The sequence below is a fragment of the Leeia speluncae genome, from assembly GCF_020564625.1.
Lineage (GTDB): Bacteria > Pseudomonadota > Gammaproteobacteria > Burkholderiales > Leeiaceae > Leeia > Leeia speluncae.
Genome location: NZ_JAJBZT010000003.1, coordinates 127,644 through 149,023, shown reverse-complemented (window position 1 = coordinate 149,023; position 21,380 = coordinate 127,644). Strand labels below are relative to the sequence as shown.

At 44.6% G+C, this 21,380-nt stretch carries 20 protein-coding genes; 17 read left to right on the top strand and 3 right to left on the bottom strand.

Annotation, left to right across the window (positions count from 1 at the left end; translation table 11 throughout):
- Positions 1-23: 23 nt before the first annotated feature.
- The 3 genes from LIN78_RS06665 to LIN78_RS06655 all read left to right on the top strand — a co-directional run bounded on the left by LIN78_RS06665 (position 24) and on the right by LIN78_RS06655 (position 1,906).
- Positions 24-188: a rubredoxin gene (locus LIN78_RS06665; protein ID WP_227179788.1), complete on the top strand. Its 165-nt coding sequence runs from the start codon at positions 24-26 to the stop codon at positions 186-188.
- Positions 189-242: 54 nt separating this feature from the next.
- Complete coding sequence (locus tag LIN78_RS06660) at positions 243-1,376, top strand: FAD-dependent oxidoreductase (protein ID WP_227179786.1); 1,134 nt, start codon at positions 243-245, stop codon at positions 1,374-1,376.
- A 131-nt stretch (positions 1,377-1,507) separates the two neighbouring features.
- The gene (locus LIN78_RS06655; RefSeq protein WP_227179785.1) at positions 1,508-1,906 is read left to right on the top strand and encodes a hypothetical protein; all 399 of its coding nucleotides are present in this window, start codon (positions 1,508-1,510) and stop codon (positions 1,904-1,906) included.
- Between the two features lie 78 nt (positions 1,907-1,984).
- On the opposite strand, the gene LIN78_RS06650 is transcribed toward LIN78_RS06655, so the two are convergent.
- The 3 genes from LIN78_RS06650 to LIN78_RS06640 all read right to left on the bottom strand — a co-directional run bounded on the left by LIN78_RS06650 (position 1,985) and on the right by LIN78_RS06640 (position 4,320).
- A complete protein-coding gene (locus tag LIN78_RS06650) occupies positions 1,985-2,674 on the bottom strand; it encodes a hypothetical protein (RefSeq protein WP_227179784.1) in 690 nt (229 codons plus the stop codon).
- Positions 2,675-2,697: 23 nt separating this feature from the next.
- The gene (locus LIN78_RS06645) at positions 2,698-3,183 is read right to left on the bottom strand and encodes a hypothetical protein (RefSeq protein ID WP_227179782.1); all 486 of its coding nucleotides are present in this window, start codon (positions 3,181-3,183) and stop codon (positions 2,698-2,700) included.
- Positions 3,184-3,468: 285 nt separating this feature from the next.
- Positions 3,469-4,320, bottom strand: a complete 852-nt coding sequence (locus LIN78_RS06640; RefSeq protein WP_227179780.1) for a 23S rRNA (adenine(2030)-N(6))-methyltransferase RlmJ — start codon at positions 4,318-4,320, stop codon at positions 3,469-3,471.
- 136 nt (positions 4,321-4,456) lie between these two features.
- Between LIN78_RS06640 and LIN78_RS06635 the strand changes: the two genes are divergently transcribed.
- From LIN78_RS06635 to hscA, 14 genes are all read left to right on the top strand, one after another.
- Positions 4,457-5,710, top strand: coding sequence for an Hsp70 family protein (locus LIN78_RS06635; RefSeq protein ID WP_227179778.1), 1,254 nt, complete (start codon positions 4,457-4,459; stop codon positions 5,708-5,710).
- A 138-nt stretch (positions 5,711-5,848) separates the two neighbouring features.
- Positions 5,849-6,967: a tRNA guanosine(34) transglycosylase Tgt gene (gene tgt, locus LIN78_RS06630; protein WP_227179776.1), complete on the top strand. Its 1,119-nt coding sequence runs from the start codon at positions 5,849-5,851 to the stop codon at positions 6,965-6,967.
- 89 nt (positions 6,968-7,056) lie between these two features.
- The gene (locus LIN78_RS06625; protein ID WP_227179774.1) at positions 7,057-9,831 is read left to right on the top strand and encodes a M16 family metallopeptidase; all 2,775 of its coding nucleotides are present in this window, start codon (positions 7,057-7,059) and stop codon (positions 9,829-9,831) included.
- Between the two features lie 161 nt (positions 9,832-9,992).
- Positions 9,993-11,996 carry a site-specific recombinase gene (locus tag LIN78_RS06620; RefSeq protein WP_227179772.1) on the top strand — a complete coding sequence of 668 codons (2,004 nt, stop codon included), beginning with the start codon at positions 9,993-9,995 and terminating at the stop codon, positions 11,994-11,996.
- Positions 11,997-12,165: 169 nt separating this feature from the next.
- On the top strand, positions 12,166-12,489 hold the full coding sequence (gene yajC, locus LIN78_RS06615) for a preprotein translocase subunit YajC (protein ID WP_227179770.1): 324 nt from the start codon (positions 12,166-12,168) through the stop codon (positions 12,487-12,489).
- 76 nt (positions 12,490-12,565) lie between these two features.
- Positions 12,566-14,404, top strand: a complete 1,839-nt coding sequence (gene secD, locus LIN78_RS06610) for a protein translocase subunit SecD (protein ID WP_227179768.1) — start codon at positions 12,566-12,568, stop codon at positions 14,402-14,404.
- A 57-nt stretch (positions 14,405-14,461) separates the two neighbouring features.
- The gene (gene secF / locus LIN78_RS06605; RefSeq protein ID WP_227179766.1) at positions 14,462-15,394 is read left to right on the top strand and encodes a protein translocase subunit SecF; all 933 of its coding nucleotides are present in this window, start codon (positions 14,462-14,464) and stop codon (positions 15,392-15,394) included.
- Between the two features lie 75 nt (positions 15,395-15,469).
- Complete coding sequence (locus LIN78_RS06600) at positions 15,470-16,102, top strand: DedA family protein (protein ID WP_264474532.1); 633 nt, start codon at positions 15,470-15,472, stop codon at positions 16,100-16,102.
- 89 nt (positions 16,103-16,191) lie between these two features.
- Positions 16,192-16,662 (top strand): Fe-S cluster assembly transcriptional regulator IscR, encoded by a 471-nt coding sequence (gene iscR, locus LIN78_RS06595; RefSeq protein WP_227179763.1) that lies wholly within the window; start codon positions 16,192-16,194, stop codon positions 16,660-16,662.
- Between the two features lie 36 nt (positions 16,663-16,698).
- A complete protein-coding gene (locus tag LIN78_RS06590) occupies positions 16,699-17,913 on the top strand; it encodes an IscS subfamily cysteine desulfurase (RefSeq protein ID WP_227180240.1) in 1,215 nt (404 codons plus the stop codon).
- Between the two features lie 98 nt (positions 17,914-18,011).
- Positions 18,012-18,398 carry a Fe-S cluster assembly scaffold IscU gene (gene iscU, locus LIN78_RS06585; RefSeq protein ID WP_227179761.1) on the top strand — a complete coding sequence of 129 codons (387 nt, stop codon included), beginning with the start codon at positions 18,012-18,014 and terminating at the stop codon, positions 18,396-18,398.
- 42 nt (positions 18,399-18,440) lie between these two features.
- A complete protein-coding gene (iscA, locus tag LIN78_RS06580) occupies positions 18,441-18,764 on the top strand; it encodes an iron-sulfur cluster assembly protein IscA (protein WP_227179759.1) in 324 nt (107 codons plus the stop codon).
- Positions 18,765-18,770: 6 nt separating this feature from the next.
- The gene (hscB, locus tag LIN78_RS06575; protein WP_227179757.1) at positions 18,771-19,298 is read left to right on the top strand and encodes a Fe-S protein assembly co-chaperone HscB; all 528 of its coding nucleotides are present in this window, start codon (positions 18,771-18,773) and stop codon (positions 19,296-19,298) included.
- 218 nt (positions 19,299-19,516) lie between these two features.
- Entirely contained in the window at positions 19,517-21,379 is a 1,863-nt protein-coding gene (gene hscA / locus LIN78_RS06570) for a Fe-S protein assembly chaperone HscA (RefSeq protein WP_227179755.1), read from the top strand.
- Position 21,380 lies beyond the last annotated feature (1 nt).

Below are 21,380 nucleotides of genomic sequence, written 5' to 3'. Positions count from 1 at the left end.
GCATTTCAATAAAGGGAAATCAAATGAAAACTTGGCAATGTATTGTTTGTGGTTACATCTACGACGAAGCAGCAGGTGATCCAGATCACGGCATCGCAGCAGGTACAAAATGGGACGATGTGCCTAATGACTGGTCCTGTCCGGACTGTGGCGTGTCGAAAGAAGATTTCGAAATGGTTGAAATCTAATTAAGCATGCTTGGCGGCTAATCCGCCAAGTGGTAAATGAACAGGATAACTATCATGAAACCTATTGTAATTATCGGTGCAGGGCTAGCAGGATTTGGTGTTGCCAGAGAACTCAGAAAACTGGATACAACCGTACCGATTATGGTGATTAGCCAAGATAAAGCAGATTTTTACTCTAAGCCGATGCTATCTAACGCATTTGCCCAAAATAAAACTGCCGAGCAGCTCATCAATACAATGGCTTCGAAAATGGCCGAACAGCATCAGCTAGCCATACAAGCAGAGACAACAGTTGAAAATATCAACTTATCAACCCAAGAGGTGGTAACGAGTGCGGGTGTCTTTGCTTACAGTAAGCTGGTGCTGGCGGTAGGAGCATCTCCTGTTCGTTTGCCAATAGCAGGTAATGCAGCCGATAAAATTTTATCGGTCAATAGCTTAAATGATTATGCAATCTTCCGTGAGCAACTAACCCAAGGAAACAGAGTTGTCCTCTTGGGCGGTGGATTAATTGGCTGTGAATTCGCCAATGATTTAACCACTGGTGGCTTTGAGGTAACGGTTGTCGATTTGGCTGAAACACCCATTGCAGCGTTGTTACCCGCGGCGGTTGGTCGGTCACTACAAGATGCTTTAGTAGAGAAAGGTGTTAAATTTTGCCTAGGCCGGAAAGTCGTGTCAGCTAATCAAGAGGGCAGTGCGTTGAATGTCGTGTTAGATGATGGAACGACACTCGGTACGGATCATGTGTTATCTGCCGTTGGGTTGCGGCCAAACACTGCCATTGCGGAAAAAGCGGGGCTTTCTGTGAATCGTGGCATTGTGGCAGATAGCTTTTTGAAAGTGGCTGAAAACGTCTATACGCTGGGTGATTGTGCCGAAATTGATGGTCAATGGCGTCCGTATGTCATGCCAATTACGATTGCAGCGCGTTCATTGGCGAAGACACTATTGAGTGAACCTGAGGCGGTGAACTTCCCTGTTATGCCTGTGCAAATTAAAACGCCTGCTTATCCAATCTTAGTGCAACCTGCACCAAGAGGCGTAGAAGGGGTATGGCACGAGGAAGCGGTTGAAGACGGTAGTATTTGGCAGTTTGTCGATACCACCAATAAAGTGAATGGCTTTGTACTGACTGGCAAAGCGATTGCTGCTCATCGTGCAAAAATGGTCGCTGCCATGGCTTAAGTGTCAAAACGTGTCGTGTTGGAGAGAATCGTTGTTTGCTAAACGAACTTTTTCTCTCCTCTCCCTCTCTCTAACAATAAGACAGGCATCATTGCCATCGAATCAGCCTAATAAATAGAGAAGGGTAATCAATGAAAAAGTTATTAGCCGCAGTGGCGGTGACATTAGTAGCTGGTCATGCAAGTGCCGCCGATTGGGTAAACGTCGGGGATGATAACCGTGTCGATTTAGACGCGGTAAAAAAAGATGGTGATCAGGTTACTTACCAAATTCGTTGGGACAATCCTAAAGATGCAGACGAATATCAATTCACAGAAGTTGTCGTGGATTGCAAAACAGGTATAACCCGTTTGCCTCGTTACTTCAATCATAAGAAAACAGGCCCACAAGGTTATCAAGCAACGACTGGGGAAGATGCAAAATCTGCTGTGCCAGAAGATGGGACCGTGGTGTCCGTGCTGAACCATCAGCTATGTAGCGGCAAGCCAAGTGGTGCTGCGATCGAGCAAATTTTGCTTGGCGATAATTAATCTCCTTGCACATCCAATAAAAAAGCTGGCGTTAGTGCCAGCTTTTTTATTGGATGTCTAGCATTCAACCGAAATGCCTTAAGAACGCAATCCCAGCATCGCTAATACGTCAATATCATCGATATCTTTGATACGCTTCAGCAGGATTGGCTTCGCTCCGGTAAATGACTTCCACGTGGTTTTGAATCGCTCTTCGCCATCAGTTTCTGCATCCGCATTCTCATTTTGCCTAAAGCGCGCTTTTTTGGTGATTAAATTGACGCTGACATCACTATTGGTCACAGGGCCAAAATTGTCACTTGCATCATAACCAATCAGCTGAAAATCTCCATGCTGATAACGGAAGTTGTACATCCAGTAGCCGTATCTACCATGCCCATAGTGTAAATAGAGGTTGCCTTTTTCAATCGATACATTCAATTCCGGCGGCATGTAAACGCCTCCATCCTCATTTTCAGAGGAAAAGCATGACAAATTTTCTAGCGCTAAAGTAAAACCACCTGGTTGAGCAAATGCAATTAAAATCCCTCTTCGATTTCGATCGACTATTTTTTGAAATTGATTTTCCACAAACTGGCGTTTGTCGGTACTTTTGATGATATAAACCCAATCCTTTTGTTTATCCCCGTTAAGATCACCGCTAATTTTTTCGGTGACAACATAGCCACTAGGAACAAATGCATCTGGCGAGTTAGCCACCTTTCCTATTGTTTGGCTAAACACGTGAGTTGCACATAGAAGAAGTGCTAAAGCAATCATTTTTTTCATGATATTTTTCTGTTGTTGCTGGCTTAAATACCGCCAGTTGCGTGAGATTTTACCGATTGAATTTTTAATCCAGTGAGTGTTCTTTTTAGTTGCACTACATCATCAGACTCAGAGGTAATCTGCGGTAAGTTGCTGGCAGTGATGGTTGTGCGCTGTTTGTAATGCACTTCCGCCGTCATCCAAGGGAAGCCACTACGTGTGATGATCACATCATTAAAGTCTGATGAAGTGGATACATGCAATACCGTTAGTGCTGCGGATGCTTCTTTTAAATAGCCACACATTTCGTCTTTGCCGCCTTCAACTTCCCATCTTCCTTTGGCACTTTCTGCGGTTAATGAAACGGCTAAATCACTAGCAAAGTCATCACATGCAGATGTGTCGCCCGATAGCGCTTTTGCATCATGTTTTGTAAGCATCGACATAATGTTGGACTCAGAAAAAGTAATTCGCGAATGTGCAAAGAAAAGTAGAGATCCAAATAGCGTCAATAAAATCATTTTTTTCAAGTTGAATCTCCTTCTGTGGCATGCAAATGTTTCCGTCTGCACGCGAATCTCAACAGATCGCTGAGCATTTGCTTGAATGCTAATTAAATATTATGCAAATGGCAAATTGAACGTAAGAAACTGTCCCCGTTTATCGTCTAAAAAAACTGCTAACTAGGCAAATTGTTTAGAGAGGAAAAAAAGAAAAAACAGAGGATGTGAATGATCTCAAAAGCACTGTGTTTAGTGGTGGATTAGTGCTTAAAACAATGCTTTTGAGGGGGGCGCTTTAGGTTGCGATACGAATTAGCTCTCAAGTACCCATTTGCCAGGCCCATCCGATCCAAGTTGTTTGGCTAGGTAAGGGAGTACATCAGTCAATGTGTCTTTTAAGGTGTAAGGCGGGTTCACAATAAACATGCCACTGCCAAACATTCCAAATCCGTCTTCACGAGGAACTTCCACTTCTAACGATGCATTAAGCCAAGATTTGCACGGTAGCTGTTTTAGCTTTTCCACCATCGCCAACCAGCCCGGGCGTTGAAGTTTGGGGTACCAAATGGCAAATGTACCGGTTGCAAATCGGTGTAAGCCGTCTTCAACTGCTTTAACAACCGTTTGATAGTCTTGCTTATCTTCGTAAGGCGGATCGATCAAAATGAGCGCACGGCGTGGCGGTGGAGGTAAGACAGATTTCAGCCCCGCAAAACCATTCGCTTTTTGTACTAAAGCGGGTTTTCCTGTGCCAACCAATCTCGCTTCCGCAAAAACGGCTTCTAGTAATTCTGCATCACTTGGGTGTAATTCAAATAAACGGAGTTTATCTTCCACGCGAAGGCTTTTACTCGCTACCCACGGAGAGCCGGGATAATTGGCTAATTCACCATTCGGATTGTCTGCGCGAATGGTATCGATAAACCGAGACAAGGCCAAAGGGAGGTCTGATTTTTCCCATAGCTTACCAATACCCGTGTTGTATTCCGCATTTTTTGTGGCAAAACCCGCAGTTAAATCATATCTACCCGCACCTGCATGCGTGTCGATGTACCACCAAGGCTTTTCTTTCTGGTTCATGTATTGCAATATTTCATGCACCACAAGGTGTTTGAGTACATCGGCGTGGTTGCCGGCATGAAAGGCGTGGCGATAACTTAACATGTTGCGTTTGCTTTAGCGGGTAAAGTTAGATTGTACTGTAAGCTGTCGTTTCTCTGCCAATTTGCATGTGTTAAAACGCAACAGTCGGCAAAATTCTGTTAACCTACGCAGCCCCTTTTAAAGATGGATACCCTAGATGGCACGCGCTTGTGGCATTGATTTTGGCACTTCTAATTCAACAGTCGGCTGGTTACGACCGAACGCGCCTATTTTGCTGCCGCTGGAAGATGGAAAAGTAACGCTTCCAAGTGTCGTATTTTTTAATGCCGAAGAAAACTCCTCCCATTTTGGCCGAGATGCACTAAACGAGTACCTAACAGGGTACGAAGGCCGGTTGATGCGATCGCTCAAGAGTATTTTGGGCACGAGTCTAATTGATGGCCAGACCGAAGTCATGGGGCGAGCACTTCGGTTTAGAGATTTGCTCAGCTACTTTATTGGCGAACTGAAAGTGCGTGGTGAAGCCGCTGCTCAGCATGAGTTTCGTCAGGTGGTGATGGGGCGTCCTGTCCATTTTGTCGATGATGACCAGGAAGCCGATCAACGCGCAGAAGATACTTTGGCTGATATCGCCAAATCTTGTGGATTTGAAGAGGTTAGCTTTCAGTTCGAGCCAATTGCCGCAGCGTTTGACTATGAACAGCAAATTTCCTCTGAAGAGCTCGTGCTGATCGTGGATATTGGCGGGGGTACGTCAGATTTCTCGCTCGTCCGACTTTCGCCTGATCGACGCCAATTAGTCGATCGTAAAGATGACATCTTAGGTAATGCGGGGGTGCATATTGGAGGAACTGATTTTGATCGCCGACTTAGCTTAGAAACGGTGATGCCACTACTTGGCTATCGAACCGGCCTAAAGCATCGTAATGCAGAAATCCCATCCAGCTATTACTTCAACCTGGCTACTTGGCACACCATTAACTTGGCTTATACCCGTAAGGTGTGGGCTGAGTTGCAAGATGTCATGAGAGATGTGGCCGAGCCGGTGAAATTTAAACGTCTCTTAACGCTGATTGATGATAAAGCCGGGCATGAACTGGCGATGCGTGTAGAAGCAGCAAAAATCACGCTATCAAGCGAGTTGCAAACAGAGATTGATTTAGATATTGCTGAAGTAGATCTATCTCATGAGATCTCTCAAGCAGACTTCTTTCAAGCCATTGATCCGGAAGTAAACCGCGTCGCCGCGACGGTTGATGGCATGCTAAAAACAGCAGGGTTAAATGCGGCTCACATCGACACCGTATTCTTCACCGGTGGTTCTAGCGGCATACCGCATTTAAGAGCAAAAATTGCTTCCGTATTGCCGGCCGCTCGCCATGTAGAGGGTGATTTGTTTGGCAGTATTGGTGCTGGTTTAGCGATTGACGCTGCTCGCCGATATGGCTGATCATCCGGTCAAATTTTATCACTTGGTGTAAAATAAGTTTTATTTGCCGCATGACTATCATGCGCGCGTTGATTAACCGTCGGTCTGTTTTACCGGCAGGTCTGTGGTTTGCTTTCGCATGCCACATCAGGAGTTAGCATGTCTTTGAAGTTCACCCTTCACAAAACCGAAGGAAAAGCCCGTCGTGCGACGGTTACGTTAAATCATGGTGATGTAGAGACCCCAGCGTTTATGCCGGTAGGTACTTATGGCACAGTAAAAGCCATGGCACCTAACGAATTAAATGATATCGGTGCGCACATTGTCTTAGGCAATACATTCCACCTTTGGCTTCGACCTGGTTTGGATGTGATCCGCGCACATGGCGGCTTACATCAGTTTATGGGATGGGATAAACCTATCCTGACCGATTCAGGCGGTTTTCAGGTGTTTAGCCTTGGTGCGTTGCGCAAAATCACTGAAGAAGGGGTGAAGTTCCAAAGCCCAATTAATGGCGATAAATGTTTTCTAACGCCAGAAGAATCTATGCGCATTCAAACCGTGCTTAATTCAGATATCGTGATGATTTTTGATGAATGTACGCCATACCCTGCCGATATGAAGCAAGCAGGTGACTCGATGCGCCTATCTAAGCGTTGGGCAAAGCGTTCTCGCGATGAGTTTGATCGTTTAGAAAATCCAAATGCTTTATTTGGTATTGTCCAAGGTGGTATGCATGAAACCCTGCGTGACGAATCACTAGAAGCGCTGGTTGATATTGGCTTTCATGGCTACGCCATTGGCGGGTTATCTGTTGGTGAGCCTAAAGATGATTTTGCACGTATTTTGGCGCACACCGCACCAAAACTTCCAACGGATAAACCGCGTTATCTGATGGGCGTAGGTACACCAGAAGATTTGGTCTATGCAGTTAGCCAAGGCGTTGATATGTTTGATTGCGTGATGCCGACACGTAATGCCCGAAACGGCTGGATCTTTACCCGTTTTGGTGATATCAAAATCAAAAATGCAAAACATCGCTTAGACACACGTCCACTCGATGAAACGTGTTCTTGCTATGCATGTAAGAATTTTAGTCGTGGCTATTTGCACCACCTGCATCGTACCGGCGAAATCTTAGGTGCTCGCTTAAATACTATTCATAATCTGCATTATTATCAGCAGTTAATGCGCAATATGCGTGAAGCGCTAGATGAGGGCCGCTTTGATCAATACCGTAAGCAATTTGCCGAAGAGCGTGCGCGCGGAACTGATTAAGCAAAGTACAATCAAAGCATTATCTGTTCATCATCACTGTGTAGCCCCTGCTTAGTCAGGGGCTCTCTGTTTATACCTCAGGGGGTAGTGTGTTGTTAAAGCGCTTGGTTTCCTTTCTATTACTTGGTTCGGCTTTTCCACTAATTGCAGCTCCATTACCTCCTAATGCAGAAATCTTACAAGGTACGCTACCCAACGGCGTGAAATACCTGATTCAACCCAATGCACAACCCGCTAAAAAGGTGGAGTTACGCTTAATTATGGAAGCGGGCTCAACAGGCGAAACCGATGCCCAAAAAGGCTACGCTCACTTTGTTGAACATATGGCTTTTCAGCACACGAAACATTTCCAGAATGAAACGGTTGGGCAATTTATCGAATCATTAGGGATGCGTATTGGACCAGATTCGAACGCCTACACCAGTTTTAATGAAACGGTGTATATGCTGCCCGTGCCAACAGACGACGAGGCAAAGTTAAAGAAAGCAACCGTATTACTTGCCGACTGGGTGGGGGGGATTACGTTTAGAGCAGCAGATGCACAAAAAGAATCCAGAGTTATTACTGAAGAATGGCGGATGAGCGAGCATCCCCGTGCGCAAATTAAGCCAGCCGATGATGTGCTCTATGCCGGTAGCCGATATGTAGATCGCTCTCCGATTGGTGAGATGGCACTCGTTCGCCAAGCTAATATTCAGCAGCTAAACGACTTTTATCGCCGCGAGTATCGACCAGAGCGTGCAACAGTAATTGCGGTTGGGGATATCAACCCAAGTCAATTAAAGCAAATGCTAGAAGAAGCATTTAAAGATATTCCGCCAAGTACGCCACCAAAATCCCCTGTGGTTCCGCCATTAACATTACAAAAGCTTCCTGCAACCCTCGTGATGAATCACGATAGTTTGCAAGACCCGCTCATTAAGTGGGTGATTCCCGCAACTGTACAACCAGTTAATACAGAGGAAAGTATTTATAGCGGTTTGGCTGTACAAATGGCGCAATCCTTATTTGCTAGACGATTGGACATTCAATCAGAGCAACCTGATTATCCAATCAGTAAGTCGGGTGTGATGACAAATGAAATGGTCGATAGACGAGACAATACCGCCTTCTTATTTGTGCCTAGAACCGGGAAGCTAATGCCTGCATGGCAACGCGTGCAGCAAGAAGTCGTTCGTGCTTCAGAGCAAGGCTTTACGGAGGAGGAATACCAAGACGTTAGACTCAATATGCTGAATCAAATGCGTCAGATGGCCGCCGAATCACATGCAAATACCTCTGAAGAGTTGGCTTCTTCACTCTTGCATGATGTCTTGCAACGGAATGTCTCGATTAGCCCTGCAGAAATGCTGAAACTGACCGAAACATGGTTCCAAACAAATCGGCTGGCTGAAGTCAATGCTGCATTTCAGGGCATGATGCACACCAAGGAAAAAATGCTCACCGTAATGTTGCCTAGCTCGGTGCCGCTTGCTTCGGTAAAAGCTTCGCAATTCAATGACTCTTCAACGTTGGCCAAGTTACCTGTCTGGACAGAGAAAAAACTAGGTGCGTTAACTGATCAACCAGTCAATCCAGGCAATGTATTGTCGCAAGCGGTATTGGGTAACGATATCGTGCGCTATCGGTTATCGAATGGCGCTGAGGTATATTTCAAACAAACACAAAACACCCCAGGTAAAGTAGTGGTTAGTACCTTTTCTTCCGGTGGGCTATACAATGCACCACCTAACCGGTATACCGCCGCATCGATGCTAGATGATGTATTAAATCAAAGCGGTGCAGGAGACTTTTCGCTATCCGCATTAAGCAAAATGACTGCTGGTAAATTAATCTCTTCTTCTTACTGGTTGGGAGCGGGAGAGCAGGGGGTTAGTGGTGAGGCTCGTACAGAAGACTTAGCCGATCTATTCGCACTCATGCATTTGCAGCTTACCAAACCAAGAATTGATCCGCTCATGTTAAGTGAGGTGAAACAAGATACCGTCAAAGCTTGGATTCAAAGCCATAAAAAGACGGAAACTTTGCTGATTGAATCGCTAGCCAATCAAATTTGGTCCGGCGATTATCGAAAAAAATCCGCGACACCCGCTCAAATTAATGAAGTAAATGATGGTGAGTTACAACAATTAGCTAACCAATACTTTACGGCTTCCGGGCCTTGGAAGATGGTTATTGTTGGTGATGTGAATCCAAGTCAATTAACCCCGCTACTTAACCAATGGGTAGCCTCGCTTCCTGCTAATCAATACAAGATGACCTTGGCTAGCCTTTCTCCTAAAGGCGCATTTGTGGATATCCGAAATAATTCGGCAGAGGCTCAAGCGCTAGATGCAAAAGATAGAAGCCAGACGATGTTATTTATCCGAATGCCCGAGGCCTACAACCAACAAAATCGGATGATTGCGCAAGTACTGGAAGATGTTTTACAGCAGCGCTTAGAGGCAGAGTTAAGACAAAAATCAGCGCTCGTGTATGGCATCGGTGTAGATGCAGAGATTCGCCGCCAAGAAGGGTTTCGTTTAGATATCGACTTCTCGAGCCAATCCACAAATGCTTCACAAGCCTTAGATAAAACGAAGCGCATCCTTGAAGACCTGCAAGCTAAGGGGGTGAATGAAGAGGAATTCAAGTCAGCCATCTTGCATAGCCAGCGGGTGTGGGAGGATGCCGAAAAAGATGATCATGTGATTGCGGGAACGCTTGTTAACTATATCCGTAGTGGAGAACCTTTGCAAAGCATTAGAGATAGGGTGAAAGAATTAAGCCAATTAGATCGTGCTTTAGTGAACCAGCAAGCCAAGCATTGGTTTGATAAAAAGGCCATGTCGATTGGACAAGTCAATCCGTTCTCAGGAACCTAATGCAGAATTAACCGTCCATTAAATTGCAATTGTCATTCTTGGGAATGTCATTTGGCAGGAGTAAGCTGCCGAAAGTAATCTTTGCAACGTATTGCGCTGCAAAGAGCAGGAAAGCCAATGCGCCATTACTGTAATGATGTATTTGGCAGAAAGGACGGAATTTGGAACTCTTACTAAATAAACTGCTACTTCGCCCTGATGCTTGTGATGAAAGATGGCTAATGCAGTTAATCAACTGTATTCGACCAAACAAAAAGCAAGAGATCAGTGATGCAAATCTGAATATGATTGCGCTAGTTGATCTGCTAGAGAGGCGACCTGAGTATCAGCTGGCATTGTCTTCTTTTGTGAAAAAGATGTTGTTAACGTATCGCTGGCAACAACTATTTTCCGACTCCGGTATACCGGATAGCAAAGGTTTTGCAGCCGCCTTCTGGGAACGTTTGGTATTTCACTTTTTGCCACCAATCATCCGCTCAGAAAGTATGATTGATCAGCTCGGCATTTTTTTCTCGGACGAAGAGGATGAAGAATGGTTGTCAGCCATTTCGCCCTCCATTTGGCGTCGTCTCTTTTCTCTATTGGTTCCAAACGCAGAGACGAAAGCAGAGATTACCAATTATCTGCGATCAGAAATTGTTAGTGCAATCCAGGTACTCTCCTATCGCGTCAGTGCAATTGGCTTAGAACCAGAGTTGATTCGTAATGTCGCTGATTTAGAAAAATATGACTCTCCATTTATCCAGCAAAATGTCGAAGTCGTTTCTTTTCTGAACAAATTCAAGCATTTGGATGCATCATTAGACGAGGGACTTCGAGGTGATCAGCTCCACATTGAAGTTTTGTTATCTCAATGCGAATCTATTATTGGTAAAGTCAGAAAAAATGCACAGATAAATGGCGTGAGTATTAGTTTGACACGCTTATTATTAAAACTTGGTTTAAGTATCTCTCGATTAAAAGAATTGCTTGCCTTGCTAGAAGGGGCTTCTCCAGCGCAAGTGGGCGATTTTGCATTAGCTGTTGTTCGTAATGAGGCAAAGCGTTACAGCATTAAAGAACTATTTGGCTCCAATACTGCACTGTTGTCACTGCAGGTGACCGAGCATGCTGGGCGTACTGGCGAACACTATGCGGCAAATAACCGTGCAGAATGGAAATCCATGTTGAAGTCAGCGATGGGCGCTGGCTTTGTCATTGCGTGGATGGCCTTGCTAAAAATTCTAATTAGCAAAATGGACCTATCTCCACTTGGATTTGCAGTACTGTATAGCTTGAATTACGGTCTAGGCTTCATGCTAATCCATATTTTGCACTTTACGGTTGCGACCAAACAGCCCGCGATGACGGCAAATATGATTGCCGCTAACATGGATAGCCACTCTAAAAGTAAAAAGCAGCGCTTAGATGGACTCGTAGATTTATGTACCAAAGTTGCTAGAACCCAGTGGATTGCGATCGCCGGTAATATTTTATTTGCCTTGCCGTTGGCCATTTTAATTGCGATGGCAACGCAATCTTTATTTGGACATCCATTAGCAAATGCAGAAAAAGCAAAGCATTTACTGGCTGATCTAGATCCAATCCATAGTTTGGCATTATTTCATGCCGCTATTGCTGGCGTATGCCTCTTTTTGTCTGGTTTAATCTCTGGCTACTACGATAACAAAGCAAGCTATAACCATATTCCCGAACGTCTAAAAGCGCTGCCTGGCTTGCAAAGTATTTTAGGTCGAAGACGTCTTAATAAAATGGCCGATTATATTGGCCAGAATTTAGGTGCGCTCACCGGTAATTTCTTTTTTGGATGCATGCTAGGAACAATCGGGGTTATCGGCTTATTTATTGGCTTACCAATCGATATCCGGCACATCGCATTTTCAAGTGCTAACTGGGGATTTGCGATGGCCTCTATGGATTGGCAAGTCACTTGGCACTATGCGTTGCTAACCTTTGCAGGGTTTTTATTAGTCGGAATGGTGAACTTGTTTGTCAGTTTTAGCATTGCTCTTTCGGTAGCGATGCGATCACGTCGTGTCGCACTTTCTGAAGATCGGCAGTTGATAAAAGCGTTGTTGGCCGCATTTAAATCCAAGCCATCAAGCTTTTTCATCCCTCCTAAAGAAGAGGCTGCATCTGCAAGCATGCAAAAAGATTCCTCTTGAAAAAAAGGAACTTTCTGATGGCTTTAGCACCTTAGGGTTTGCAATCTGATATGAGAAGGTTGGCATTCATCCTGCCAACCCGTTAGAATGTCCGATTGTTTTTATCTGATCATGATTAACAAAAGCAAATAATCGTGATGATTAGCGTTAAATATTAAGGGAAATAACTATGTGGATTAGTCCAGCTTTTGCAGCGTCAGGCCCTGCTGGTGCAGGTGGCATTATGCAGTTCTTGCCAATGATTGTGATTTTTGCTGCTTTCTACTTCATTTTGATTCGTCCACAACAGAAAAAAGCTAAAGAACACCGCGCAATGTTGTCTGCTATCCAAAAGGGTGACGAAGTCATTACTAATGGTGGTATTGCTGGCAAGTTGGTGAAGGTTTCTGAGCAATATGTAACGGTTGAAATCGCTGCAAATACAGAAGTGGTTATCCAACGTTCTGCAATCGCTGCGAAATTAGAAAAAGGGACTATCAAGTCTGTTGCTTAAGTAAGCTTCCAGATAAATTGATATGTTTCGTAACTAACCGGGAGCCAAAACGCTCCCGGTTTTATTGGAAAACGCTATGAACCGTTTCCCGCTATGGAAAAACTTAATGATCGGCCTCGTCTTAGTGGTCGGTCTCTTGTATTCATTGCCAAACCTATTTGGTGAAGCACCTGCTGTACAAGTCTCTCCGCTAAAAGCAACCGCCACAGTCGATGCCGCCATGATGGCCAAAGTGGAGCAAACGTTAAAAGCTGCTCACTTGCCTTATGACGCGGTCGAGCTAGAAACGAATGGTGCGAAAGTTCGTTTTGCTGATACCGAAACCCAGCTAAAAGCAAAAGATGCATTACAAGCTGCGTTTGGCGAAAGTTATGTTGCTGCGTTGAACTTAGTGCCAAATACACCAAACTTCTTAAGAAGTATTGGTGCTCACCCAATGTTCCTTGGATTGGACTTGCGTGGTGGTGTTCACTTCATGCTTGAACTCGATATGCAAGCGGCCATTGAAAAAACAATGGAAGGGCATGCTAGAGATATGCGCATGACGTTGAAAGATCGCAAGATCCGTTATGTGCGTATTATTAAAGATGCTGATACAGCAACCGTTAGCTTCCGTGACGCAGATGCAGTAGAAGCTGCTTTCCCAATTTTAAAATCAAAAATGACTGGTATCGGTCTCACGAAAGTGAATGACGGATCTGATTTTAAAATTGTGGCCAAACTATCTAACGAAGAGTTAACCGCTGTTCGTAAAGCGGCGGTTGATCAAAACATCGCAACGCTACGTAATCGTGTGAATGAACTAGGTGTGTCTGAACCTATTATTCAACAGCAAGGCGCCGATCGTATCGTTGTTCAGTTGCCTGGTGTGCAAGATACCGCAAAAGCAAAAGACTTAATCGGTCGTACTGCTGCACTAGAATTGCGTATGGTGGTTGCAGATTGGCGTAGCCCAGACGTGATGGAAGCTGCGCTAAAGGGTGATCTGCCTCCAAATACCGTGCTAGTAGATGATAATGAGGCTTACAACCCATTTAAAAAGCTATTGCTGAAAGGTGATGTTGAGCTAACCGGTAATAACATCGAAAAAGCCGACCCTTCATTTGATCAGCGCTCTAATCAGCCTGCCGTTTCCATTAAGCTAGACTCTGTTGGTGCGGATATCTTCAAGCAACTTACTCGTGAAAACGTTGGTAAGAAGATGGCAATGGTCTTGATTGATCGTGGCCGTGCAGAAGTGATTACCGCGCCAAACATTAACGAAGAAATTGGTGGTGGTCAGGTACAAATCTCTGGTGCAATGTCTTCAAAAGAAGCTTCTGATGTCGCCTTGCTACTCCGCTCTGGTTCATTGGCTGCGCCAATGCACATCGTAGAAGAAAGAACGATTGGCCCATCATTAGGTAAAGAAAATATTGCCAGAGGTTTTCACTCTACATGGGTTGGCTTTGCCTTGGTGGCATTGTTGATGCTGTTCTACTACCGTGTATTTGGCGTGATTTCTGTGGTGTCACTTGCTGTAAACGTGTTGTTACTGGTCGCCGTATTGTCGATGTTGCAAGCAACCTTGACCCTGCCTGGTATTGCCGCAATGGCGCTGGCGCTGGGTATGGCGATTGACTCTAACGTGCTGATTAACGAACGTATTCGTGAAGAGATTAAGGCCGGTAACTCTCCTCAGGTCGCGATTAGTGAAGGCTATAAGCATGCTTGGGCAACGATTATCGACTCTAACGTAACGACCTTGATTGTTGGTTTGATGCTAATGATCTTTGGTACCGGACCCGTTAGAGGCTTTGCGGTGGTGCATTGTCTAGGTATTTTGACCTCGATGTTTAGTGCGGTACTTGTCTCTCGTGGCTTGGTAAACTTGGTTTACGGTGGCCGCAAGAAGCTGAAGACGCTATCCATCTAATCATTAAATGTGCTTTGGCCTGCTGTTTTTAGGCAGGCCGATTGAAAGGGAAATGAAATGGAAATCTTCCATCCCAAAAAAGATATACCTTTTATGAGTTATGGCAAACTCACCACATTTATTTCGATGGTGACGTTTGTTCTAGCCGTATTTTTTCTGGTGACTCGGGGTCTACACTTTGGTGTGGACTTTACGGGTGGTACGGTACTAGAAGTTCAATATGCTAAAGCGCCTAACCTAAATGTGATTCGTGAGGATGTGCAAAAGCTAGGCTACTCTGAAGTGGCTGTACAAACTTTCGGGACATCTAAAGATGTCATGATCCGTTTACCGCTGTCAAAAAGTGCGAATGCTGCAAAACAAAGTGAACAGGTCATTAGCCTATTGAAGGTAAAAGACCAGAGCGCAACCTTAAAACGAGTGGAGTTTGTCGGCCCTCAGGTTGGGCAAGAGTTGGTTAGCAGTGGTTTGATTGCGATTGGCTTGGTATGTGCTGGCATTATTGCTTATTTAGCGATGCGCTTTGAGTGGAAGTTTGCGGTTTCAGCCATTATTGCCAACATGCACGACGTGATAATTATCTTGGGTTGTTTTGCGTTCTTCCAGTGGGAATTCAACCTAACGGTATTGGCAGCTGTGCTGGCGGTGCTGGGTTACTCTGTGAACGAATCCGTGGTGGTGTTTGACCGTATTCGTGAAAACTTCCGCAAGGCGAGAAATAAATCCGTTACAGAAATTATCGATAACGCGATTACCTCAACGATGAGTCGTACCATCATGACTCACTTGTCTACTCAATTAATGGTAACTTCAATGCTGTTCTTAGGTGGGGAAGTGTTGCATAACTTCGCACTTGCGCTAACTATCGGTATTTTGTTTGGTATCTACTCTTCAGTGCTAGTGGCATCGCCATTATTGTTGATGTTTGGCGTAAAGCGCGAAGATTTTGTAAAGCCTAAAAAGACCGAAGTAGAACACGCAACACCATAATATTGGTCTTCAGTAAAACGAATGAATAGGCAGCAATTTATTGCTGCCTTTTTTCTATCTTAAAGCGAGATTTCTATGTTTTTGGTTGATTTCATCCTGCATATTGACGTGCATTTACAAGCGCTATTTGCGCAATATGGGTTGTGGGTGTATTTCATTCTTGGGCTGATTGTTTTTAGTGAAACGGGTTTGATTGTGGCACCCTTTTTGCCGGGTGATTCGCTGCTGTTTGCCGCGGGTGCGTTGACGGTTGGCAGTGTACTAAATCCCGTTCTGCTTTGTGTGGTACTTATTTGTGCGGCCTTACTTGGTGATAATGTGAACTACTGGGTGGGTAGAAAATTGGGAATGAAACTATTTTCCAATCCAAACTCCAAAATTTTTAGACAAGACTACCTCAATCGGACGCATGCCTTTTTCGAAAAACATGGTGGAAAAACAATTATCGCCGCTCGTTTTGTTCCCATTATCCGTACCTATGTCCCATTTACCGCTGGAGCAGGGGCGTTGCCATACCGTCGTTTTCTGAGCTTTTCATTTATCGGGGCTGTGGTATGGGTGGTTACACTCGTTTACGCAGGCGTATTCTTTGGTGGGCTACCTTGGGTGAAGAAAAACTTTACCGTCTTGGTGCTAGGGATTGTTGCCGTTTCATTTATACCGATGCTGATCGAAGTGCTGCGTCATCGATTTGCAAATAAAGGTTAGCAAGTTAATAAGATTAGTTGACCAATTTAATCGGGTATTTTACAATTTTAACTAATCCGATTAACCGCTACATTCACGGGGTCTGACCGATGCGATTAACAACAAAAGGTCGTTTTGCAGTAACTGCAATGATAGATCTTGCGCTACGCTCATCTTGCGGCCCTGTCACATTGGCTGCGATTAGCGAGCGTCAGAACATTTCTCTTTCTTATCTTGAGCAGCTGTTCGGCAAGCTTCGCCGCGCTGAATTAGTCGATAGTATTCGCGGCCCTGGTGGCGGTTATTGCCTAGCTAGAGAAATTGCTGATGTTTCAGTTGCCGATATCATCATGGCAGTGGATGAGCCAATTGACGCAACACAATGTGGCGGAAAAGAAAACTGCTTAGAAGATCGTCAGTGCATGACGCATGAACTATGGAGTAGCCTGAATGCAACGATTTATCAATTTCTTGCTTCAGTGACACTCGGTGAATTAGTTGAACAGCAACGCCAAAAAATGGAGTCTAGCTGTAACGATACCAAAGTCATTCTAGATAAACGACCTGCCGCTGCAGTGTAACGAATGACTTGCTTACGATTGAATAGGACACGTTAAATTATGAGTAAAAAGCCGGTATATCTTGATTATTCTGCAACGACACCAGTCGATCCTCGTGTGGCTGAGCAGATGATTCCATGGCTGACCGAAATGTTTGGTAACCCGGCAAGCCGTTCTCATGCTTTCGGATGGGAAGCCGAAGAAGCGGTTGAGAATGCTCGTAATGAAGTGGCTAAGCTAGTTAATGCAGATTCAAAAGAAATTGTTTGGACTTCTGGTGCTACCGAATCAAACAATTTGGCAATTAAAGGTGCGGCGCATTTTTACTCAACCAAAGGTAAACATTTAATCACCATGAAAACCGAGCACAAAGCGGTGCTTGATACCATGCGTGAATTAGAGCGCCAAGGCTTTGAAGTGACTTACTTAAATCCATTAGAAAATGGTCTAGTGGATATGGATGTACTGAAAGCAACCATTCGTCCAGACACCATTCTTGTGTCTGTGATGTTTGTGAATAACGAAATTGGTGTGATTCAACCAATTGCGGAAATTGGTGAGTTGTGCCGTGAAAAAGGCATTATTTTCCACGTAGATGCAGCACAAGCCACCGGTAAGGTCGTGATCGATCTTGCTTCGCTGAAAGTGGATTTGATGAGCTTCTCTGCTCACAAAACCTATGGTCCAAAAGGCATTGGTGCACTCTATGTGCGTCGTAAACCACGTGTTCGTATCGAAGCACAAATGCACGGTGGTGGTCATGAGCGCGGTATGCGTTCTGGTACGCTGGCTACTCATCAGATCGTTGGTATGGGTGAAGCTTTCCGCATTGCACGTGAAGATATGGTTGCAGAAAATGAGCGTATCCGCATGTTGCGCGATCGCCTGTGGAATGGTGTTTCTTCAATTGAAGAAGTTCACTTAAATGGTGACATGGACGCACGTGTTCCCCATAACCTGAATGTGAGCTTCAACTTTGTTGAAGGTGAATCATTGATCATGGCGTTAAAAGATTTGGCTGTGTCTAGTGGTTCGGCATGTACGTCTGCAAGTCTTGAGCCATCTTATGTCTTACGCGCGCTAGGTCGTTCTGATGAGTTGGCGCATAGCTCTATTCGTTTCACGATTGGCCGATTTACAACCGAAGCAGAAGTCGATTTTGCCGTTCAATTGATTCATGAAAAAATTGGCAAATTGCGTGAGCTTTCTCCATTGTGGGAAATGTTCAAAGATGGCATCGACTTGAACTCTGTTCAGTGGGCCGCTCATTAATTAACGACTCCTATGTGGTGACTTTGTTGCCATATAGTTTTTTGACCAGTTTTGTCACGCCGCTTCATCGTTAATGAGGTGGGTGAAGGAGAAGTAAAATGGCATATTCAGATAAAGTGATTGATCATTACGAAAACCCTCGCAATGTTGGTTCATTCGACAAAGGCGATGACTCTATTGGAACCGGCATGGTTGGTGCGCCTGCCTGTGGTGACGTGATGAAGCTACAGATTAAAGTGAACGAAGCAGGTGTGATTGAAGACGCAAAGTTCAAAACATACGGTTGTGGTTCTGCGATTGCTTCTAGTTCGTTAGTGACTGAGTGGGTAAAAGGCAAGTCTTTAGACGAAGCGCTATCTATCAAAAATACTCAGATTGCTGAAGAATTGGCGTTGCCACCAGTGAAAATCCACTGCTCTATTTTGGCTGAAGATGCAATTAAAGCAGCGGTAGAAGACTACAAGGCAAAACACGGTAATAACTAATCGTGTACGTAGTGTCGGGTAGGGAATGAGGAAGGAAAGATCATGGCAGTGACATTGTCAGTTAGTGCGGCAAATCATGTTGCAAACTTTATTGCTAAACGTGGTAAAGGCATTGGCCTACGCTTAGGGGTGAAAACCTCTGGCTGTTCAGGTTTGGCGTATAAGTTGGAATTTGCAGATGACAAACAAGAAGGTGATTTAGAGTTCTTGTCTCATGGTGTAACGGTGCTAATTGATCCAAAAAGCCTAACCTACCTAGACGGCACGGAATTGGATTTTGTGAAAGAAGGCTTGAACGAAGGGTTCAAGTTTAATAATCCGAATGTGAAAAACGCCTGTGGTTGTGGCGAAAGCTTTAATGTGTAATTTCTAATGTCTGCCGAAGTTAATTTCTTTGAGTTATTCCAGTTGCCGATTCAATTCCAAATTGATGCAAAGCAACTGGAGGCTGCATATAAAGACGTTCAAACTAGAGTTCATCCAGATCGATTTGCGGTTGCATCAGATGCAGAGCGTCGTGTTGCCATGCAATGGGCGGCAACAGCGAACGAAGCATTTCAAACCCTCAAAAAACCATTGTCACGCGCGCAATATCTATTAAAGCTAAATGGTGTGGATGTTGGCCTAGAGTCAAATACCAAGATGCCAATGGATTTTCTGATGCAACAAATGGAATGGCGTGAGTCTTTAGAGTCTGCTGTTGCTGCGAAGTCGATGAGTGACTTAGACGACCTGAATGATTTGGTAGGTCAAGAAAATCGAGCGTTGATTCTTGCGTTACAAGAGGCGTTGGCCGATCAGAGTAGCCTTGCAAGTGCTGCTGTGATTGTAAGAAAACTGCATTTCATTCAAAAGCTAGATGAGGAAATTAGTTCGAGCTTTGATCTTCTTGCAGAATAGATGTCATTCTTCGTATTTCAAATAATATTCATACATTCAATATTCATGATGGATTAAGAGTTGCTAAGAGCTGACCTTAATAAGCTAGTCAACAAGTGGTTGAGTGTGTATAAACGTAGCAAAAATGTAGTCACCTCTCATTGATAAGTGGTTGTAAATAACCATTTGATATTCGTCACCAAAATGTAGTTAGTTATCTTTACTAGGGTTATTTGATTATGGCGTTGTTACAAATTTCAGAACCTGGCCTTAGTGCTGCTCCACATCAGCATCGTTTGGCGGTTGGAATTGATCTAGGAACAACGAACTCTCTAGTGGCTACAGTGAGAAGTAGCATGCCTGTGGTCTTGCCAGATGAGCAAGGCAGAGCCTTGCTGCCATCTGTTGTGTACTACGATGCAGAAGGTAAGCCGCTTGTTGGTTATGGCGCTCAGGCTTTTCAAGCGAAAGAGCCGCAAGATACATTAGTCTCTGTAAAGCGCTTTATGGGACGAGGTTTGAAAGATATTTCAACCGAACATTTGCCATACAGATTTGTCGACGCACCAGGCATGGTTCAGTTTAACCTTCGTGCGGGTCAAAAAAGCCCGGTTGAAGTTTCTGCCGACATACTGAATGCGCTAAAAGTACGTGCAGAAGCATCGCTTGACGGCGATTTGGTCGGGGCGGTAATTACTGTACCCGCTTATTTTGATGATGCACAACGCCAAGCAACCAAAGATGCCGCTAAATTAGCGGGTTTAAATGTACTTCGATTATTAAATGAGCCAACGGCTGCTGCGATTGCATATGGTCTGGATAATGGCTCTGAAGGCTTGTTCGTTGTTTATGATCTAGGTGGTGGCACATTCGATGTTTCCATTTTGAAGTTAACCAGAGGGGTCTTCGAAGTGGTTGCGACGAGTGGCGACTCTGCCTTAGGTGGGGATGACTTTGATCATCGCATATATTGCTGGTTGTTAAATGAAGCGGGACTATCTCAATTAGGTCATAAAGATAGTCGCTTATTGCTACAGAAGGCGCGCGAAGCTAAAGAAGCGCTAACTGATTCAATCTCCACTCATGTTGCCGCCGTGCTTGAAGATGGTACGCCAATTCAAGTGACGTTGACGCAAGATACCTACTTTGAAATCACCAAGCATTTAGTCGATAAAACCATGCTTCCTGTACGTAAGGCATTGAAAGATGCTGGCGTGCGAGCAGATGAAGTCGATGGTGTGGTGATGGTTGGCGGCTCTACCCGGATGCCGCACGTTCAACAAGCCGTTGCAAAATTCTTTAATAAACCGCCACTGAATAATCTAGACCCAGATAAAGTGGTTGCTTTAGGTGCTGCTATTCAAGCTAACGTGCTAGCGGGTAATAAGTCTGGTGATGAATGGTTGTTGTTAGATGTCATTCCATTGTCTCTTGGTTTAGAAACCATGGGCGGGTTGGTTGAAAAAATTATCCCTCGCAATAGCACGATTCCTACTGCAAGAGCGCAAGAGTTTACAACCTATAAAGATGGCCAAACCGCCATGCGCATTCACGTATTGCAAGGTGAGCGTGAGATGGTGGCAGATTGTCGTTCGCTTGCTACGTTTGATTTAAAAGGAATTCCTCCAATGGCTGCCGGCGCGGCCAGAATTCGAGTAACCTTCCAAGTGGATGCGGATGGCTTGCTGTCTGTTAGTGCTTTGGAAGTTGGCAGTAAAGTGGAAGCAAGCGTGGTCGTGAAGCCATCTTATGGACTAACCGATGAAGAGATTGCCAACATGCTGCAATCTAGTATCGAAAATGCCAAAGAAGATATGGATGCGCGTCGACTGTCAGAATTGATTGTGGATGCAAACCGTTTAGTAGAAGCAACGGAAGCCGCGATTGCGGAGGATGGTGCAGCGCTATTAAACGATGCTGAAATTGCAATGATTAACGAAGCATTGGGTTTGTTAAAACAGGCTGTATCTGCTCGCGATGAAAAGCAGATTAAAGAGATGACGGCGAATGCATCAAAAGTAACGGATGATTTTGCTGCAAAACGGATGGATGCTAGTATTCGCAAAGCGTTAGCAGGACAGAAACTGTCTGAAATTGGATAAG

What these genes read in the sequence shown, in the direction of transcription:
- iscA (WP_227179759.1), top strand. Translation starts at nt 18,441, where the DNA reads ATGGCAGTGACATTGTCAGTTAGTGCGGCAAATCATGTTGCAAACTTT.
- secF (WP_227179766.1), top strand. Translation starts at nt 14,462, where the DNA reads ATGGAAATCTTCCATCCCAAAAAAGATATACCTTTTATGAGTTATGGC.
- LIN78_RS06600 (WP_264474532.1), top strand. Translation starts at nt 15,470, where the DNA reads ATGTTTTTGGTTGATTTCATCCTGCATATTGACGTGCATTTACAAGCG.
- iscR (WP_227179763.1), top strand. Translation starts at nt 16,192, where the DNA reads ATGCGATTAACAACAAAAGGTCGTTTTGCAGTAACTGCAATGATAGAT.
- hscA (WP_227179755.1), top strand. Translation starts at nt 19,517, where the DNA reads ATGGCGTTGTTACAAATTTCAGAACCTGGCCTTAGTGCTGCTCCACAT.
- LIN78_RS06655 (WP_227179785.1), top strand. Translation starts at nt 1,508, where the DNA reads ATGAAAAAGTTATTAGCCGCAGTGGCGGTGACATTAGTAGCTGGTCAT.
- LIN78_RS06660 (WP_227179786.1), top strand. Translation starts at nt 243, where the DNA reads ATGAAACCTATTGTAATTATCGGTGCAGGGCTAGCAGGATTTGGTGTT.
- LIN78_RS06640 (WP_227179780.1), bottom strand. Translation starts at nt 4,320, where the DNA reads ATGTTAAGTTATCGCCACGCCTTTCATGCCGGCAACCACGCCGATGTA.
- tgt (WP_227179776.1), top strand. Translation starts at nt 5,849, where the DNA reads ATGTCTTTGAAGTTCACCCTTCACAAAACCGAAGGAAAAGCCCGTCGT.
- secD (WP_227179768.1), top strand. Translation starts at nt 12,566, where the DNA reads ATGAACCGTTTCCCGCTATGGAAAAACTTAATGATCGGCCTCGTCTTA.
- LIN78_RS06665 (WP_227179788.1), top strand. Translation starts at nt 24, where the DNA reads ATGAAAACTTGGCAATGTATTGTTTGTGGTTACATCTACGACGAAGCA.
- LIN78_RS06650 (WP_227179784.1), bottom strand. Translation starts at nt 2,674, where the DNA reads ATGAAAAAAATGATTGCTTTAGCACTTCTTCTATGTGCAACTCACGTG.
- iscU (WP_227179761.1), top strand. Translation starts at nt 18,012, where the DNA reads ATGGCATATTCAGATAAAGTGATTGATCATTACGAAAACCCTCGCAAT.
- yajC (WP_227179770.1), top strand. Translation starts at nt 12,166, where the DNA reads ATGTGGATTAGTCCAGCTTTTGCAGCGTCAGGCCCTGCTGGTGCAGGT.
- LIN78_RS06635 (WP_227179778.1), top strand. Translation starts at nt 4,457, where the DNA reads ATGGCACGCGCTTGTGGCATTGATTTTGGCACTTCTAATTCAACAGTC.
- hscB (WP_227179757.1), top strand. Translation starts at nt 18,771, where the DNA reads ATGTCTGCCGAAGTTAATTTCTTTGAGTTATTCCAGTTGCCGATTCAA.